This is a genomic window from Paraburkholderia nemoris (genome assembly GCF_905221015.1).
Lineage (GTDB): Bacteria > Pseudomonadota > Gammaproteobacteria > Burkholderiales > Burkholderiaceae > Paraburkholderia > Paraburkholderia nemoris.
In genome coordinates this window covers 222,583-237,559 of sequence record NZ_CAJNBO010000002.1, presented here as the reverse complement: position 1 = coordinate 237,559, position 14,977 = coordinate 222,583, and the positions used below count along the sequence as shown (strand labels likewise).

The following is a 14,977-nucleotide window of genomic DNA, read 5'->3' as shown; positions in this document are numbered from 1 at the left end:
GAATCGTTGACGCGCGCGGCACAACCGCGCCGTCACGAACAACGCCCGTACCCTGCAAACCAGGTGCGGGCGTTGCGCCGTTTGGCTGCACAACAGGCATTCGCGGACGCGGCACGCAATGTGCGGCATCGATCCGACCGATCAACTGCCGTCACGCGACCTCGCCGATAGCTCTGTCAGTAAACGCGCAGTTCAGTAACATCGTCGCCTGGCAGTTGATAATTGCGCCGGTCGATACCTGGCCGCGCAGTCCTTTACCCGACCCACGTTACCAATGACACGCCTCCGGCGCCTGAACGACACCTTCGATACCGGTCTGGTCTGGTTTCGCCGCGACCTGCGCAGCACGGACAACGCCGCGCTCTACTATGCGCTCAAGCATTGCAGGCGCGTCTGGTGCGCGTTCGTATTCGACGCGACGATCCTGCAACCGCTGAGCGACGCCTGGCAAACTCGGCATCCCGACACGCAGCCACAGGACCGCCGCGTCGAGTTCATTCTTGCTGCATTGGGCGAATTGGACGAGGCGTTACGCGCCAAAGGTGGCGGGCTCATCGTGCTGTACGGCGATCCGGTCGATCTCGTGCCCAGGCTCGCCGACGAACTCAGCGCGGATGCAATCTTCACGAATCACGATTACGAGCCGGTCGCGATCGAGCGCGACGAGACGGTGCGCGAGCGGCTTTTAGAGGCCGGACGCCAATGGCTGACGTTTAAAGACCAGGTGATTTTCGAGCGCGACGAGGTGCTGACAGGCCAGAACAAACCGTTCACGGTGTTCACGCCCTATAAAAATGCATGGCTCAAGCAGCTGACGGCCTTCGATCTAAAACCGTATCCGGTCGAGACCTACACGAAGCAGCTCGCAGCACTGCCGCCCAAGCTGGACCGCCAGTTGCCGACGCTCGATCAACTCGGCTTCGCACCGAGCAATCTTGCGGAGCTCAACTTGCCCACCGGCATGAGCGGCGCGCAACGCCTGCTCGACGACTTCATGACCCGCATCGACAGCTACCAGGACCGGCGTGACTTTCCGGCCGTCAAAGGCCCGAGCTACCTGTCGATGCATCTGCGCTTCGGCACTGTCTCGATCCGCACGCTCTCGCGATTCGCGCACGAGATGTCACTGCAGCCGGACGGGCAAGGCTCGGCCACGTGGCTGTCGGAGCTGATCTGGCGGGATTTTTACTTCATGATCCTCTCGCATCATCCAAAGCTGGCGGATGGTGCGTCGTTCAAGGAAGAGTACGACCGGCTGCGCTGGGAGCAAGGCCCGGAAGCGGACGAGGCGTTCGCCGCATGGTGCGACGGCCGCACGGGCTATCCGCTGGTCGATGCAGCGATGCTGCAACTGAACCGCACGGGCTACATGCACAACCGCCTGCGGATGGTGACGGCGAGTTTTCTGGTGAAGGATCTGGGTATCGACTGGCGACGCGGCGAGCGCTACTTCGCCGAACAATTGAACGACTTCGATTTCTCGGCGAATAACGGCGGCTGGCAATGGGCGGCATCAACGGGATGCGACGCGCAACCGTATTTCCGGATTTTCAATCCGATCACGCAATCCGAGAAGTTCGACGCCGAAGGGCGCTTTATCAAACGCTACCTGCCCCAGCTTGCGAAACTGCCGGCCAAATGGGTTCACGCGCCGTGGCTGGCAGGTGCGGATCGGCTCTCGGAATTTGGTGTGGTGTTGGGCAAGGATTATCCCGCCCCGATCGTCGACCACGCCGATGCTCGGCAGCGTACGCTAGCCCGTTTCGGCAAGTAAGCACCCGCTCACATTGATTTGCAATTGAATCTGGCTGTTAGGCGTGTTTGAGCCCTTCCAATAGCTCATAACAGCTTGGGTGCCTCACCCCGAACATCGGCGTTCTTCAATACGCGCCGATGCTTCAAACTCGCGCAGCTTAGTGCTGGGCCATCCACGCCGGATGACGGGTAGCCGCCTCACGGTCCAGCTTGCGCATACGGAATTCCAGATCGTAAAGATCGGTTGCCTCTGCGAGGAAAGCGTCAGCGCGTTCTTTCGCGAGTTGATCGGGCGATTTGGTCAGGAACAGAAACAGGCGGCTAAGCAGGTACATGGTCAACCTCGACAATGAATTTAGGCGTTAACGCCTAAGGGATAACCCCTATTATAGGGAAAACCCTAGCAAGACGCCAATACTCATTTCGAAGTGTTGCTCCAACGTCACCGCGCGCCCGCCGAAGCTTCTGTGGTGGTGCTTTCAGCGATACGGCCGGTGCCCGTGCGGCGTTGGTGCCTGAAGAATTCCCACACCATGGCGCTTGCGTCCGGACCTTTGGCGGAATGGAAAGGTACGGCGTCATCGCCGCCGCTCCAAGCATGCGCGAGCCCCTGCACACGGCACAGCCGCACCACGCGCCGGCCGCCGCGCAGGTAGTCGCGCATCACTACGCCACCTTTGCGCTCTTCCTTCACTTCGCCGGATTTGCGCGCGCCTTTCTCGTCGACGATCCGATTCAGACGGAGAAACTGCACCGCCAACTGGTCCGCATTGACCGGCGCGACCACATGATCGGTGTCGCCGTGGAGGATGATGGCCGGCATCCCGGGGTATTGCGCCACGTTAACGAGTTCGTCGACCAGCTCGGCAGGCTCGCGACGCGTGCCGCGCCGCATCACGTCCATCGCCGCAATACCGGAGCGAGCCTCACCGAAAGCGGGGCCGGAGTGCAGCGCGACCGCCGCGAAATGTTCCGGGTAGTTGGCGGCCAGCAACGCCGTCAGGCCGGCCCCGGCAGAAATTCCGGCGACATAGACGCGCTCGCTGTCGAAGCCGTGCTGGGCAACCAGTGAATCCACCAGCGAGACGACCGCACGCGCCTCGGCACCGCCGGCGCTGTCGCTGGCGTCATACCAATGCCAGCAGCGATGCGAATGCACATGCTTCGACTGTTCCGGATAAACCACGGCAAAGCCGAACCGGTCGGCGAGCACGTTCATCCGCGTGCCTTCTGCGAATTCGTCAATCGACTGGGTGCAGCCGTGCAGCATCACGACCAGCGGCATCGCCTCGTGCGCATGGCCGGTCGGGATGTACAGCCCGTACTGAAGGTGGTTGACGAGCCGCCCGGGCGCGGTAGGCGCCGAATGGAACGAGCGCGTCCATGAACCGCTCGCCCATGCCGAGGCGCGCGGACGAACCCGCGATTCCCGCGGAGCGGCACGCGGCGCCTCGCGTTTCGCGGATGCGCGCAACGCGGCCGCCGGCTTGACCGGGCGGGCCTTGGCCGAAGGTTTGGTGGTGGCGGCGCGTGCCGGCCGCGTAGGGGCGCGCTTGGTCGTTGCGTGTGCGTGCTCGGTCTGAATCGCGAGCAGCCGCTTAAGACCGCGCAGCCAGATTTTCGACAGACTTTTTGCCATCGGTGGGGAACCTCGCAAAAAGGGACAGGTGCCGTTCGATCGAACGACGCTTTGTTGTGCAATGCACAATAACACCAATCCTCATGCGATGCTGGCGGCCCGAGCCTCTTCCGGATGCCGAATTTTCCGCCCGGCGAACCTTGCAGCAGCACCAACGTCAAACCATGGCAAAGCTTGTTCGCTAGCCAACGCCACTTCACAAAAAGCCTGATGCGCGGCGAATCCCGCCCACAACACCCGTCTATACTGACGGGTAAATAATGTCGGTAGACGCCTTTGCTGCGTCGGCGATTCGCGCCGTTCGCGCGTTAAACCATTACCAACCCGATTCTACGCGGCCTTGGTCGCGCCTTTGCCATGCCCGATTTACCTGCCCATCTGTGGTACTCGATCACCAGCCTCGGCGGCGCCGGCATGACGCTGCCGCTCGCGTTCGCCATCGCACTTTGGCTGGCGGTCGGCTACACGTGGCGCATGGCTGCCGGCTGGTTGCTGCTGCTTGGCGCGGCCATCGGCGTTGTGACTGTGACCAAGCTGGCCTTCCTCGGCTGGGGCGTCGGCGTGCGCGAGCTGGATTTCACTGGCGTCAGCGGTCACGCCATGCTGTCTACCGCCGTCTATCCGGTGGCGTTGTTCCTGATGTTGCTGCCGGCGCGTCCGGCAATTCGTCTGCTTGGTGTCTTATTGGGCCTGGTCGCGGGTATGGCGGTCGGTTTGTCGCGCGTCGTACTGAGCGCTCACTCACCGTCTGAAGCCGTAACCGGCTGCCTGGTCGGCGCGCTGGCGGCTTTATTCTTCGTGCGCATGGCGTGGCATGCCGAGCCGGGCCGGTTGTCGGCGGCGCCCGTCGCCGCAAGTCTGATGACTCTCGCGCTGCTGATGCATGGTGTGCACGTGCCGACGCAACGCTGGGTCACGCATATCGCGCTGAAAGTATCCGGCCATGACCGGCCGTTCATCCGCGCCAAATGGCGGGCCGTGCGCGACGTGCGTCCCGCCATGGCGCCACTGTCACAGACACTCAACACGCTGACGCCGCCGCACTCGCCGGATGTCTGAAGCGCGTTCAATCGATTTCCTGTTCGGCAACTAAAGCTCACGGCTGCTGATCCTTGGTCCGTGGGCCGCGTTATGCGCGCAACTGAATAACCGTCATGGGTACCGCTATAACCTTTCATATATTACGATAGCGTTTTAACCCGCCGCGCCGGCCCACGCCGGGCATCCAGCCTTCATGACACTGTCCCGCCGCCTTGTGAAACACGCGCTGTTCATCGCCAGCGCCATCTCCGTTGCCGTCAGCGCCAACGCACGTGCCGACGAACTGGTGGTCTCCGCCGCCGCCAGTCTCACCAACGCGTTCAAAGCAGTGAGCGAGGTCTTCGAACAGCAGCATCCGGGCACCAAGGTGCTGTTGAACTTCGGCGCGTCCGACGTGCTGATGCAGCAAATCGTCAAGGGTGCGCCCGCCGACGTGTTCGCCTCGGCGGATCAGAAAGCAATGGACAAGGCCGCAGCGGAAAAAGTGATCGTTCCGGCTACACGCAAGGACTTTGCCGCCAACTCGCTGGTGCTGATCGTGCCGGCCGACAGCCATTTCGCGCCGGCCTCGCTGAACGATCTGACGTCGGCGAATGTGAAGCGTGTGGCTTATGGCGATCCGGCTTCGGTGCCGGTCGGCCGCTATACGCAAGGCGCGCTGCAAGCCGCGGGCGTGTGGGACGCCGTCAGCGCGAAGGCCGTGCTGGCATCGAACGTACGCCAGAGCCTGGACTACGTGTCGCGCGGCGAAGTCGACGCCGGCTTCGTGTTCAGCACCGATGCCGCCGTCATGCCGGACAAGGTCAAGGTCGCGATGAACGTGCCGACCCAAACGCCGATCACCTATCCGATCGCACAAGTCGAAGGCAGCCGTCACGCGGCCGACGCGCAGGCCTTCATGAACTTTGTGCTCTCGCCGGCCGGCCAGGCCGTGCTCGCAAAGTATGGCTTCAGGCCCGCGCATTAACCTGGGTACCACACGCACATGCAACAGGCCTGGATTCCGCTCCTGCTGTCACTGAAAGTGGCGGGCTGGGCCACCGCGCTCAATCTGGTGTTCGGCGTCGCGGCCGGTTTCGGTTTGTCGCGCTGGCGCTCGGGTGCGCGCGATGTGATCGATTCGCTGCTCATGCTGCCGCTCGTTTTGCCGCCCACCGTGCTCGGCTACTACCTGCTGGTCCTGCTCGGACGGCGCGGCGTGATCGGCGGCTGGCTCGACAAGCTCGATATCCAGTTGGTGTTCACCTGGCAGGGCGCGGTGATCGCGTCGACGGTGGTGGCGTTTCCGCTCGTGCTGAAGTCGGCGCGCGCCGCCTTCGAATCCGTCGATCCGCAACTCGAGCGGGCCGCGCGCACGCTCGGCATCAGCGAAACGGCGGTCTTCTTTCGCGTGACACTGCCACTCGCCGCCCGCGGCATTCTCGCGGGCGGTCTGCTGGCGTTTGCGCGGGCGCTCGGCGAATTCGGCGCGACGCTGATGATCGCGGGCAACTTGCCGGGACGCACGCAGACGCTTTCGGTTGCGGTCTATTCAGCCGTGCAGGCCGGCGACGACAGCACCGCCAATTTTCTCGTGCTCGTGACTTCGGTGACGTGCGTCGTGATCCTGTTGCTCGCGGGCCGTCTGGTGCCGCAGCACACGCTTCTGTCGTCCCGCTGATATGTTGCTCGCCGTCGACATCCGCAAGACCTTTCAGAGCACCGAGCGCCATTTCACGCTCGACGTCTCGTTCAAGGCGACCACGCAGCGCGTCGTGCTGTTCGGGCCGTCTGGCGCGGGGAAGAGTTTGACGCTGCAGGCGATCGCCGGCTTGCTGCGCCCCGACGAAGGGGCGATCACGCTGCACGGCAACGCGTTATTCGACAGCGCGCGCGGCATCGATCAGAAGCCGCAGGCACGCAAGATTGCGTATCTGTTCCAGGACTACGCGCTGTTTCCGCATCTGAACGTGCGGCAGAACATTGGCTTCGGGTTGCAGCAGGGTTGGCTCAATCCGCGCGCACGAATCTCGCACCCGCAAGTCGACTACTGGCTCGACGCACTCGAGTTGAAAAGCGTGGCGGGTAATCATCCGGCGCAGCTTTCGGGTGGACAGAAGCAGCGCGTGGCGCTGGCGCGCGCGCTGGTCGCTGAGCCGCGCTTGCTGTTGCTCGACGAACCGTTTTCCGCACTCGATAGCGCCCTGCGTCAGCGTATGCGTAGCGAGCTGTCGGACCTGCAGACGCGACTCGATATTCCGATGGTGTTAATCACGCACGATCCCGACGACGTCGCCGCGTTCGGCGATCAGGTCGTGCAGGTCAGCGATGGTTGCGTGCGTGAGAACCATCCGTTTGCCGGGTACGAGCGCAGCGTGCCATAACGTCAGCGCCCTTGGCTCACTCAATCCTTCACGCCAAGAATCACACTCGACGCCTTGAATACAGCGACTGCGATCCCGCCTTCCACAAGCCCAAGCGTATCGACGCTTTGATTCGTGACGACCGCGGTAATCACCGCGCCGCCGTCCAATAGCAGCGAGACCTCCGCATTGACCGCCCCGCGCTTCGCGCTCTGCACCGTGCCGCGCAACTGATTGCGCGCAGAGAGCTTCAGCGGCTCACCGGTTTCGTCTTCGACAAGCAGCACCACCCACGACGCCTTGATCAACGCAAACGCCGCCGCCCCCACAGCGAGGCCCAGCGTCTCGGTACTTTCATGCGTGACTACGGCGACGATCATATGGCCGCCTGGCAGCGCCAGCGACACTTCATCGTTGACTGTCCCGCGCGTGATGGCCGACACCGTGCCGTAAAGCTGATTGCGTGCGCTCGTTTTCACGCCGATGCGGCCGATCAGATCCCAATCCGTGGCAAAGCCTTCGATCGCCGCGCCCGCGCGCTCGAGAAAACGCCGATGCTCGCGTTCGACCGCCCGAAACGTATCGATCAGCTTCACCGCGCGCGGCGTGAGTATCGTGCCGCCACCGCCTTTGCCACCGGTCGAGCGCACGACGAGCGGCTCGCCGGCGAGATTGTTCATCGTGTCGACGGCGTCCCACGCGCCTTTGTAGCTCATGCCGATGGCTTTCGCCGCGCTGGTGATCGAACCGGTCTCGCCGATCGCCGCGAGCAGCGCGATCCGTGACGCGCCGCCGAGCGTTTGCGCGCCGGCCTTAAACCAGACGGAGCCGCCAAGTTCGAGGGCTTCGTGGGACGGATCGATGCGGTCGGATGTCATGGCGGCAGAGTGTCGGTGGGTTAGGAAAGGACAGCGAACCATTATAGCGACGCATCGCTGCCTGTCTGGCTGCCCCGCGCCTCCATTCCCGCCCACCTCAGTTACACGCAGGCCACTTGAATTCGTCAGCCACTCAAAGCGCGTACTGCGCGATCCCGTTCCCGAACGACCAATTCTCCTTCAGCACCTCGACGAGATTGATGAACACGTCCTCTCGTCGCAGTCCGGGCGACTCCGCCAGTTCATCCGCCATGCGCTTGTACAGCGCCTTCTTTTGTTCGAGCGTGCGCGTATTGTTAAACGTGATCTGAATCACTACGAGATCGTCGCTGCGTTCGATATTCAAATACTGCTTGTCGTACACAAAATTGCCGGCTTCATGCTCGGTGATGAGCATGAAGATGTCGTCTTTCGGCACATTGCACGTCTCCACCAGCGAACGCTGGATGCTCTGCGTCAGCGCCTTCCGGTATTCCTCTGACTTGCCGGCGCGCAATGCGATTCGTGTGAGCGGCATGATGAAACTCCTTGGTTGCAGTGATTGGGTAAACACAGCTTAGGCGCACTCAGTCATAATGAACAGCCATCTTTGGCTATTTCATCCATATTCAACTGAAATGAAAGTCCTTGATCTCGATGCGGTGCGCGCCTTCGTGCTGGTCGCCGATCTGCACAGCTTCACGCGGGCTGCGGATGCGCTCGATACCACGCAATCGGCCGTCAGCCTGAAGCTGAAACGGCTGGAGGCGCATCTCGGCAAGCAGTTATTAGAACGTACGCCGCGTGTCGTGCGCCTTTCCGCGGATGGCAACGCCTTCCTTGGCGCGGCCCGTGATCTGCTGGGCGCACATGAGCGGGCGCTGGGTTCGTTGTCCGTGGAGCGTCGGCGGCTCACGCTGGGGCTGAGCGAGCACGTCGCGGGAACGAACTTGCCGCAGTTGCTCGCCCGGCTCAACGCGCACGATCCGGGTCTGGTGGTCGAATTGCATCTGGGCACGTCGGCGGCGCTGCTCGCGCAATTCGATGAACGGCGCCTCGACGCCGTGATCATTCGTTACGGCGCCGATGAGCCGCCGCGTGACGACGCACAAGTGCTGTTCAGCGAGCCGCTCGGTTGGCTCGCTACACCGGAATGGCTGCCGCGCGTCGGCGAGCCGTTGGCGCTGGCGCTGCTGAGTCCGCCGTGCAATGTGCGTGACGTCGCGCTGCACACGCTGAATGAGGCGGGGCTTGCATGGCAGGAAGTGTTCGTCGGTGGCGGAGTGGCTGCCGTCGGCGCCGCGGTCGCGGCTGGTCTGGCGGTGTCGCCGCTGGCGCGCAGAGTGGCGCCGCGTGGATTGGTCGATGTCGGTGCGCGGCTGGGTCTGCCGCCGCTGCCGGAATCACGCGTGACCCTGCATTCGCGTGTGAGGGATACGCGGTCGATGGAAACGTTGCGGTTGGTGACGAATGGGTTGGCAAGCGCTTGAGACATTCGGCCGCCCTCTTAAAAACCCAAGCGGCTACGGTATATAATGGCCGCCATGCCCATCATTGCCCGGATCGACGGGCTGATCGTGGTCATCTACCCTCACGATCACGCCCCGCCTCATGTTCATGTTCTCGGTCCGGATGGTGAGATTATCTTTATCTTGAATTGTCCCGACGGCCCGGTTTCCATCCGCGAGGCTCGAGGGTATTCAGAACGCGAAGCGCGCCGGCTGGCAAAACGCATTACCGAAATGGTGCCGTTCCTGTGCTCCGCATGGAAAGGAATCCACTCATGAACAGCAGCGAAGAATGGCGGCTTGCGCGGGAACGCGGCGCTGAAACCGCCAAACGTCCCGCCGCACGCAGCGCTTGCTATAAACCGCGCACCAAACGGCTCGAAATCACGCTGACCAATGACATTTCGCTGCTGGTGCCAATCGCCTATATCGAAGGTTTGCACAACGCGTCGGCCGCGGATTTACGCTCGATTGAGATTTTCGGTCTCGGTTCGGCACTCGTTTTTCCGGCACTAGACGTCGTCGTGTCGGTCCATGGTCTTATTGACGGTGTATTCGGCTCGAAAGCGTGGATGCGCGATATCGGCCGCAGCGGCGGCAGCGTGAAGTCCGAGGCGAAATCGGCGGCTGCCCGCGAGAACGGCAAGAAAGGCGGCCGTCCGCGAAAGGCTGCTTGAGGCTTATCACCCAAAAGGCACTCAGTGGACCTCGACCCCCGACAAACCGCCGCCGTCCGCGCGGTCATCGAAACCGGCAGCTTCGAGCAGGCCGCCGTGCGCCTGAACATCACGTCGTCGGCGGTATCGCAGCGTGTGCGGGCGCTCGAAACACGCCTGGGCAATCCGCTGATCGTGCGCACTCGGCCCTGTCGCGCGACGCAGATGGGCCAGCGTCTGTTGCAATATCTACGGCGCGCCGCCCTGCTCGAAGACGACTTCGCCAGCGATCTCGCGGGCGCCAACGAAGCGCTGCTGAACGTCGCCGCCGCCGTGAATGCGGACACGCTGTCCACATGGTTTTTCCCCGCGCTCTCCGAGATCCTGCTGCAGGAAAACGTGCTGCTCGATCTGACCGTCGACGACCAGGATCACACCCACGCGCTGCTCGCCTCGGGCCTCGCAATCGGCTGCATCACCACCGAACCGGCGCCGATGCGCGGCTGCTTCGCGGAACGGCTCGGCGCGATGCGCTACCGGCTGGTGGCGTCGGCGGCTTTCGTCGAGCGATGGTTTCCAAATGGCTTGACGCGTGAAAGCGCGCGGCGCGCGCCGGTGATCCTGTCCTCACGCAAGGACGCGTTGCAGGCGCGCTTTCTCGAGACGCGCTTCGGCCTGCCGCCGGAAGCCTATCCGTGCCACTACGTGCCCGCGCCAGTGCCGCGCTACATGGCGATCCAGCGTGGCCTCGCCTATGGCATGGTGCCCGAACTGGAATTCGGCGATGCCGTCGAGCGCGGCGAACTGGTCGACCTTGCGCCGAAGCAACCCACCGACGTCGAGTTGTATTGGCACGCCTGGAAGGTCCAGTCGCCACGCCTCGAAAAGCTCTCGGCGCGCATCGTCGAACTCGGCCGTACGGCCCTAGGCCCGCCGGGCACCAAGGCAAAACGCAAACGCGCCGCCTGAACGGAGCAGGAGATTAGCGGAGGATCGGCGGCAACGAACCGCTGCTGGCGGTCGCCGGATTAGCGGGCGCGGCGGCCGCGGGACTCGCCGCTACGTTTGCGGCTTTGGCCGGCGCGTTCGTATGGACCACGGCCGGTTTGGCCGCCACATTGACCACCTTGGCATGCGCTGCATGGCCTTGAACCAGGTCGGCGTGCATGATCCGGCCTTGAGCCGGTTTCGCTTGAGCGAGTTTTGCGTGCGGCTTCTTACCCTGCGCCACCACCGCTGCCTTCGACTTGGGTTTGCCCCCGCCCTTCACCGCGCCACTGTGGCCGGCATTCCTGGCGGCGACCTTCTTCACGCTGCCGTGTCCTGCCGGCTTGGCACCACTCTTCGACGTCGACGCAACCGGCTGCGCCCCATGTTGACCGTTCGCCGCGTGCTTCGAACCCGCCTTCGCGCCAGCGGTAGACTTGGCCTTGGCGGCACCCGTCGTTTTCTTTGCGTGCTTCGCCGTATGCCCAGCCGACTCGGGCGGATTCCACACTTCTGCATAACCCGCGGCCATTGCCGCACCCGACACACACCACACTGCAACTGCCGTTGCTACTGCTCGAACCCACATCTCCTGCTTCTCCTGATCTTCGACTTCATAACGAGCCGGGATTATATTCTCTTGCAAAAATCCATTTTTAGACTAATATCAATAACAAGTACAGATAAGGACTCATCCCATCATGGCTCACGCCGCCCGCGTCACCCAGCCCGAACCGCCCATCCGCCGGCCGGTTTCGGAACCCACGCTTACGGAAATGTCGGCGGCAGGCCTGCGCGCGTTCTTCAACATCGCGCGAGACTGGGATTTGAGCGCCGAGGAGCAGATCGTGTTGCTCGGCTCGCCGGGCCGTTCCACCTACTTCAAATGGAAATCCGCACCGGGAACAGCACGTCTGGGGCGCGACACGCTGGAACGCCTGTCGCTGCTGCTCGGCATCTATAAAGCGCTGCAAATCCTGCTGCCGCAGCCCAGCGCCGCCGACACCTGGATCAAGCGCCCCAACAGCGCGCCGCCGTTCGGCGGCCGCCGCGCGCTGGACCGCATGCTGGCCGGCAACATCAGCGATCTCGTGGCCGTGCGCCAGTATCTCGACGCGATGCGAGGCGGCTGGGCGTGACAGAACCGCATTGGCAGCACCGCTGGCGCAGCGCGCCGCTCGACTGGTCGCCCGCGTATCGCGTGATTCCAACGCGCTTTCCGGCCGTCAATCTGTTCGACCGGGTCGCCTCGCCCGAAGATTTCGATGCCCTCTACGCGCTCGAAGCGATGACCAACGACCGCCTGCGCACCGAAGTCGGCGAACTCGATCTCGTGCCGCGCGAGGAGCGCCGTTTTGGTCCGGGCTATGGGCCGATCATGGCCGCGTTGACACACCTGAATCCGCTCGGCAGCCGCTTTTCGGACGGCACGTACGGCGTGTTCTATTGCGCCCGTTCGCGTGCCACCGCGATCGCGGAGACGCGCTATCACACGGGAAAATTTCTGGAGGCGACCGCCGAGCCCCCCATGCGGCAGCAGATGCGGCTCTACACGGTCGTGGCGCAAGGCAACGTGGTCGACATCCGCGGCGACGCATCGCTCGATCTCGCGGTGCTGTCGCCCGACGACTATGTCGCCGGACAATCGCTCGGCCGTGCCATACGCGAGGGCGGTGCGCCGGGCATCGTGTATCCATCGGTGCGGGATGAAGAAGGCGAGTGCCTCGCCGCGTTCAGAACCACGCTGCTACGCGACTGCCATCACGCGGCGTATCTGGAATACAACTGGAATGGCACGAGCATCGATATCGTATTCGAGCTCAACCAGGTGGGCTGAGAGCTAAGAGGCTCGAAACAATCAGGGCAGGGCCAACGCCGCCGCCCCGCTCTCCCGCGCCGCCTCAACCGAGATCGACCAGCGCCGCAACGCCTGCGGCTCGACGATTGTCAGCTTGCCACCGGGCCCGAACGCGCCGGTGTCGATGAAAATCTGCGAGCCAATCTGCTGGATGTCACGCATCGGCGTGTGGCCGCAATAAGTCAGCGAAAGCCCGTGCTGCCGCTGCGGATCGCCATTGCCCAAGGCCAGATCCCGCCCCCACAGCAATTGCTGGCGCGTTTCAGCGGAAAAATTCCCGGCGTCGAGGTCGGCGTCCGTGCCGAAGAATTCGGCGTGCAGAATATTGAAGCGCTCCTTACCGCTGCCGACCACGCGTACGAGCGGCAGTGTCCGCAGACGCTCGGCGTAGTGCTGCAAACGTTCATCGGACAAACTCGCCGCCCATATCCCGCCGATTCCATACCACCACTGGCGCCGCAAGCGCCCATCGGCGACGGCGCACAAGGTGTCTTCATGATTGCCGAGCACCGCGTGAAACCACGGCTTGTCGAGCAGGGCCAAAGCCTCCTCGGAATGTTGACCGCGGTCTACCAGATCGCCGACCGAAAATAGCCGGTCACGCGCCGGATCAAACGCGATGTCGCGCAGCAGATAGCGCAGCGCATCGACACAGCCATGCAAATCGCCGACGACAAAGTCGCGGCCGCTCTGATTGGCCGGATGATGCTGGACGGGGTTGACGAGTACGGAAGCCATTCGCTCATGATAGTGCGGCATCCACAACTGCGTATGCGCGTTGCCGATCTTATTCTGACGTCCCGCATCGCTTGAATGACGTAGAAATGACGCAAAAACGGCGCGTCTCCGGCAGGACTTACCGGAAAACGCGCCGTCCGCGCGCTCATTATTGCTGGGTGCGCAGTTTGGCGACCTGATCCACCGTCACCGTGGACTGCGGATTGCCGAACTGTTTGGTCACGTAGTTCGTGATAGCCGCCACCTGGTCGTCGGTAAGCTGGGTGCCGAACGCGGGCATCAGCACGTCAGCCTGTTTCGTCGTACGACTGACGCCGCGCAGAATCACCATCGCCAGATTGTTGGCGTCGCTCGCGCCAACCGCCGAGTTGTGAATCAGCGACGGATATGCGCCCGGCGCGCTGGCGCCGACACCCTGACCGGTCCAGTTATGGCACGTCGCGCAATTGGCGATGAACAGTTGCGCACCGTTCACCGCATTGATCTTGGTACCGCGCAGCGCGGTGACGTCGTCGACGGCGGGATTGCCCCATTGGTCGCGCGGACGCGATTCGCCGCCGTTGATCGGCGGCACCGAGCGCAGATAGATGACGATCGAGCGGATGTCCTCGCGTGTCAGATACTGCGTACTGTCGGTCACCACCTCGGCCATGGGGCCCGCGGCGTTGGCGCGGCCCGGCGCTGCGCCGGTCGACAGATACGCCGCCAGTTCGTCATCGCTCCAGTTGCCCACGCCGCTGGTCTTGTCCGACGTGATGTTGTACGCATGCCAGCCGGCCTGCACCGCGCCGGAGAGGCGCGAACTCGTCTTCAAGCCCTGCGTGAAATTGCGCGGCGTGTGGCATTCCTCGCAATGCGCAAGGCCCTGAACCAGATACGCGCCGCGATTCCATTCGGCGCTTTGCTTAGGATCGGGCACGAAACGGCCTTCGTCGAAATTGAACAGATTCCAGAACACCATCAGCCAGCGCTGATTGAACGGGAATTTTAGGCTGTTGCTCGGCGGCGCGTAGTGGATCGGCGTGAGCGTGTTCAGATACGCGCGAATCGCCAGCGCGTCCTGATCGGTGACCTTGGTGTACTCCGCGTACGGGAAGGCCGGATAAAGCCGTTCGCCGCTCTTGCCGACGCCTTCATGCATCGCGCGCAGAAAATCGGCGTCGCTCCATTGGCCGATGCCGGTATCCGGGTCGGGCGTGATGTTCGGCGTCACGATCGTGCCGAACGGTGTGTTGATCGGCAGGCCGCCCGCGAATGGGCGTGCTTTGTCGGCCGTGTGGCAGGCGACGCAATCGCCGGCGCGCGCAAGGTATTCACCGCGTTTCACGAGATCGCTGCTGGCCGCCGCCGTCGGTGTGGCCGCCGCATTGTCCGGTTGCGCGGCGTCGTCCGCGTGGGCCTGCGTGATGGGCAGCTCGTCGTCATGTCGTGCGATCGGCCCATGCGCTTCGTGCCAGGCGACATACAGTGCAAATAGCGAAAAGACGGCCGCCAGCGTCGCCACCCGGAAGTGCCGACGACGCGCACGCTGAACTAGCGCATCGGCCGGCTGCACGCGAGAGGTGTTCTTCGTCATTGTGGCTCTCCGTTCAGGGC

Annotated in this window: 18 protein-coding genes; 11 read left to right on the top strand and 7 right to left on the bottom strand. The window is 63.2% G+C overall.

All coding sequences use genetic code 11. The features are described from left to right. The first annotated feature begins 274 nt into the window (after positions 1-274). Complete coding sequence (locus KHO33_RS03730; RefSeq protein WP_054034818.1) at positions 275-1,774, top strand: cryptochrome/photolyase family protein; 1,500 nt, start codon at positions 275-277, stop codon at positions 1,772-1,774. A gap of 139 nt (positions 1,775-1,913) precedes the next feature. Here KHO33_RS03730 and KHO33_RS03725 read toward each other — a convergent pair whose 3' ends face one another. Both KHO33_RS03725 and KHO33_RS03720 read right to left on the bottom strand, forming a co-directional pair. After that, the gene (locus tag KHO33_RS03725) at positions 1,914-2,090 is read right to left on the bottom strand and encodes a DUF3563 family protein (RefSeq protein ID WP_093634980.1); all 177 of its coding nucleotides are present in this window, start codon (positions 2,088-2,090) and stop codon (positions 1,914-1,916) included. A 107-nt stretch (positions 2,091-2,197) separates the two neighbouring features. After that, complete coding sequence (locus tag KHO33_RS03720) at positions 2,198-3,394, bottom strand: extracellular catalytic domain type 1 short-chain-length polyhydroxyalkanoate depolymerase (protein ID WP_200561372.1); 1,197 nt, start codon at positions 3,392-3,394, stop codon at positions 2,198-2,200. A 357-nt stretch (positions 3,395-3,751) separates the two neighbouring features. On the opposite strand from KHO33_RS03720, the gene KHO33_RS03715 reads away from it, so the two are divergent. From KHO33_RS03715 to KHO33_RS03700, 4 genes are all read left to right on the top strand, one after another. Next, positions 3,752-4,453, top strand: coding sequence for a phosphatase PAP2 family protein (locus KHO33_RS03715; protein ID WP_054034817.1), 702 nt, complete (start codon positions 3,752-3,754; stop codon positions 4,451-4,453). Positions 4,454-4,628: 175 nt separating this feature from the next. Further along, positions 4,629-5,402: a molybdate ABC transporter substrate-binding protein gene (modA, locus tag KHO33_RS03710; protein WP_200561370.1), complete on the top strand. Its 774-nt coding sequence runs from the start codon at positions 4,629-4,631 to the stop codon at positions 5,400-5,402. 18 nt (positions 5,403-5,420) lie between these two features. Continuing rightward, on the top strand, positions 5,421-6,095 hold the full coding sequence (gene modB / locus KHO33_RS03705) for a molybdate ABC transporter permease subunit (protein ID WP_200561368.1): 675 nt from the start codon (positions 5,421-5,423) through the stop codon (positions 6,093-6,095). A 1-nt stretch (position 6,096) separates the two neighbouring features. Continuing rightward, positions 6,097-6,798, top strand: a complete 702-nt coding sequence (locus tag KHO33_RS03700; protein ID WP_054034816.1) for a sulfate/molybdate ABC transporter ATP-binding protein — start codon at positions 6,097-6,099, stop codon at positions 6,796-6,798. Between the two features lie 20 nt (positions 6,799-6,818). On the opposite strand, the gene KHO33_RS03695 is transcribed toward KHO33_RS03700, so the two are convergent. Both KHO33_RS03695 and KHO33_RS03690 read right to left on the bottom strand, forming a co-directional pair. Continuing rightward, positions 6,819-7,655 carry a TOBE domain-containing protein gene (locus tag KHO33_RS03695; protein WP_200561366.1) on the bottom strand — a complete coding sequence of 279 codons (837 nt, stop codon included), beginning with the start codon at positions 7,653-7,655 and terminating at the stop codon, positions 6,819-6,821. Between the two features lie 133 nt (positions 7,656-7,788). After that, the gene (locus tag KHO33_RS03690) at positions 7,789-8,172 is read right to left on the bottom strand and encodes a tautomerase family protein (RefSeq protein WP_054034814.1); all 384 of its coding nucleotides are present in this window, start codon (positions 8,170-8,172) and stop codon (positions 7,789-7,791) included. 100 nt (positions 8,173-8,272) lie between these two features. On the opposite strand from KHO33_RS03690, the gene KHO33_RS03685 reads away from it, so the two are divergent. From KHO33_RS03685 to KHO33_RS03670, 4 genes are read left to right on the top strand one after another with little or no spacing between them, the layout of a single operon-like run. Beyond that, entirely contained in the window at positions 8,273-9,124 is an 852-nt protein-coding gene (locus tag KHO33_RS03685; protein ID WP_054034813.1) for a LysR family transcriptional regulator, read from the top strand. A 54-nt stretch (positions 9,125-9,178) separates the two neighbouring features. After that, the gene (locus KHO33_RS03680; protein WP_200561364.1) at positions 9,179-9,421 is read left to right on the top strand and encodes a DUF4160 domain-containing protein; all 243 of its coding nucleotides are present in this window, start codon (positions 9,179-9,181) and stop codon (positions 9,419-9,421) included. Next, a complete protein-coding gene (locus KHO33_RS03675) occupies positions 9,418-9,819 on the top strand; it encodes a DUF2442 domain-containing protein (RefSeq protein ID WP_200561362.1) in 402 nt (133 codons plus the stop codon). Before KHO33_RS03680 ends, KHO33_RS03675 begins: the two co-directional genes overlap by 4 nt. A 24-nt stretch (positions 9,820-9,843) precedes the next feature. Further along, on the top strand, positions 9,844-10,767 hold the full coding sequence (locus KHO33_RS03670) for an HTH-type transcriptional regulator ArgP (RefSeq protein WP_200561360.1): 924 nt from the start codon (positions 9,844-9,846) through the stop codon (positions 10,765-10,767). A 13-nt stretch (positions 10,768-10,780) separates the two neighbouring features. Here KHO33_RS03670 and KHO33_RS03665 read toward each other — a convergent pair whose 3' ends face one another. After that, positions 10,781-11,374: a hypothetical protein gene (locus tag KHO33_RS03665; protein ID WP_200561358.1), complete on the bottom strand. Its 594-nt coding sequence runs from the start codon at positions 11,372-11,374 to the stop codon at positions 10,781-10,783. Positions 11,375-11,486: 112 nt separating this feature from the next. Here KHO33_RS03665 and KHO33_RS03660 point away from each other — a divergent pair, with 112 nt between their 5' ends. Together KHO33_RS03660 and KHO33_RS03655 are read left to right on the top strand one after the other, a co-directional pair. Continuing rightward, on the top strand, positions 11,487-11,924 hold the full coding sequence (locus tag KHO33_RS03660) for an MbcA/ParS/Xre antitoxin family protein (protein ID WP_054034811.1): 438 nt from the start codon (positions 11,487-11,489) through the stop codon (positions 11,922-11,924). Then, the gene (locus KHO33_RS03655) at positions 11,921-12,622 is read left to right on the top strand and encodes an RES family NAD+ phosphorylase (RefSeq protein WP_054034810.1); all 702 of its coding nucleotides are present in this window, start codon (positions 11,921-11,923) and stop codon (positions 12,620-12,622) included. The genes KHO33_RS03660 and KHO33_RS03655 overlap by 4 nt, the downstream gene beginning before the upstream one ends. Before the next feature lie 21 nt (positions 12,623-12,643). Here KHO33_RS03655 and KHO33_RS03650 read toward each other — a convergent pair whose 3' ends face one another. Together KHO33_RS03650 and KHO33_RS03645 are read right to left on the bottom strand one after the other, a co-directional pair. Beyond that, on the bottom strand, positions 12,644-13,381 hold the full coding sequence (locus KHO33_RS03650; RefSeq protein ID WP_200561356.1) for a metallophosphoesterase: 738 nt from the start codon (positions 13,379-13,381) through the stop codon (positions 12,644-12,646). A 148-nt stretch (positions 13,382-13,529) separates the two neighbouring features. Then, positions 13,530-14,957: a cytochrome c gene (locus tag KHO33_RS03645; protein ID WP_200561354.1), complete on the bottom strand. Its 1,428-nt coding sequence runs from the start codon at positions 14,955-14,957 to the stop codon at positions 13,530-13,532. Positions 14,958-14,977: the final 20 nt, after the last annotated feature.

Bases quoted from the DNA above. Each gene is read 5' to 3' on its own strand.
- KHO33_RS03700 (WP_054034816.1), top strand. From the start codon at position 6,097: ATGTTGCTCGCCGTCGACATCCGCAAGACCTTTCAGAGCACCGAGCGC.
- KHO33_RS03665 (WP_200561358.1), bottom strand. From the start codon at position 11,374: ATGTGGGTTCGAGCAGTAGCAACGGCAGTTGCAGTGTGGTGTGTGTCG.
- modA (WP_200561370.1), top strand. From the start codon at position 4,629: ATGACACTGTCCCGCCGCCTTGTGAAACACGCGCTGTTCATCGCCAGC.
- KHO33_RS03645 (WP_200561354.1), bottom strand. From the start codon at position 14,957: ATGACGAAGAACACCTCTCGCGTGCAGCCGGCCGATGCGCTAGTTCAG.
- KHO33_RS03680 (WP_200561364.1), top strand. From the start codon at position 9,179: ATGCCCATCATTGCCCGGATCGACGGGCTGATCGTGGTCATCTACCCT.
- KHO33_RS03730 (WP_054034818.1), top strand. From the start codon at position 275: ATGACACGCCTCCGGCGCCTGAACGACACCTTCGATACCGGTCTGGTC.
- KHO33_RS03720 (WP_200561372.1), bottom strand. From the start codon at position 3,394: ATGGCAAAAAGTCTGTCGAAAATCTGGCTGCGCGGTCTTAAGCGGCTG.
- KHO33_RS03685 (WP_054034813.1), top strand. From the start codon at position 8,273: ATGAAAGTCCTTGATCTCGATGCGGTGCGCGCCTTCGTGCTGGTCGCC.
- KHO33_RS03660 (WP_054034811.1), top strand. From the start codon at position 11,487: ATGGCTCACGCCGCCCGCGTCACCCAGCCCGAACCGCCCATCCGCCGG.
- modB (WP_200561368.1), top strand. From the start codon at position 5,421: ATGCAACAGGCCTGGATTCCGCTCCTGCTGTCACTGAAAGTGGCGGGC.
- KHO33_RS03695 (WP_200561366.1), bottom strand. From the start codon at position 7,655: ATGACATCCGACCGCATCGATCCGTCCCACGAAGCCCTCGAACTTGGC.
- KHO33_RS03690 (WP_054034814.1), bottom strand. From the start codon at position 8,172: ATGCCGCTCACACGAATCGCATTGCGCGCCGGCAAGTCAGAGGAATAC.
- KHO33_RS03675 (WP_200561362.1), top strand. From the start codon at position 9,418: ATGAACAGCAGCGAAGAATGGCGGCTTGCGCGGGAACGCGGCGCTGAA.
- KHO33_RS03715 (WP_054034817.1), top strand. From the start codon at position 3,752: ATGCCCGATTTACCTGCCCATCTGTGGTACTCGATCACCAGCCTCGGC.
- KHO33_RS03650 (WP_200561356.1), bottom strand. From the start codon at position 13,381: ATGGCTTCCGTACTCGTCAACCCCGTCCAGCATCATCCGGCCAATCAG.
- KHO33_RS03725 (WP_093634980.1), bottom strand. From the start codon at position 2,090: ATGTACCTGCTTAGCCGCCTGTTTCTGTTCCTGACCAAATCGCCCGAT.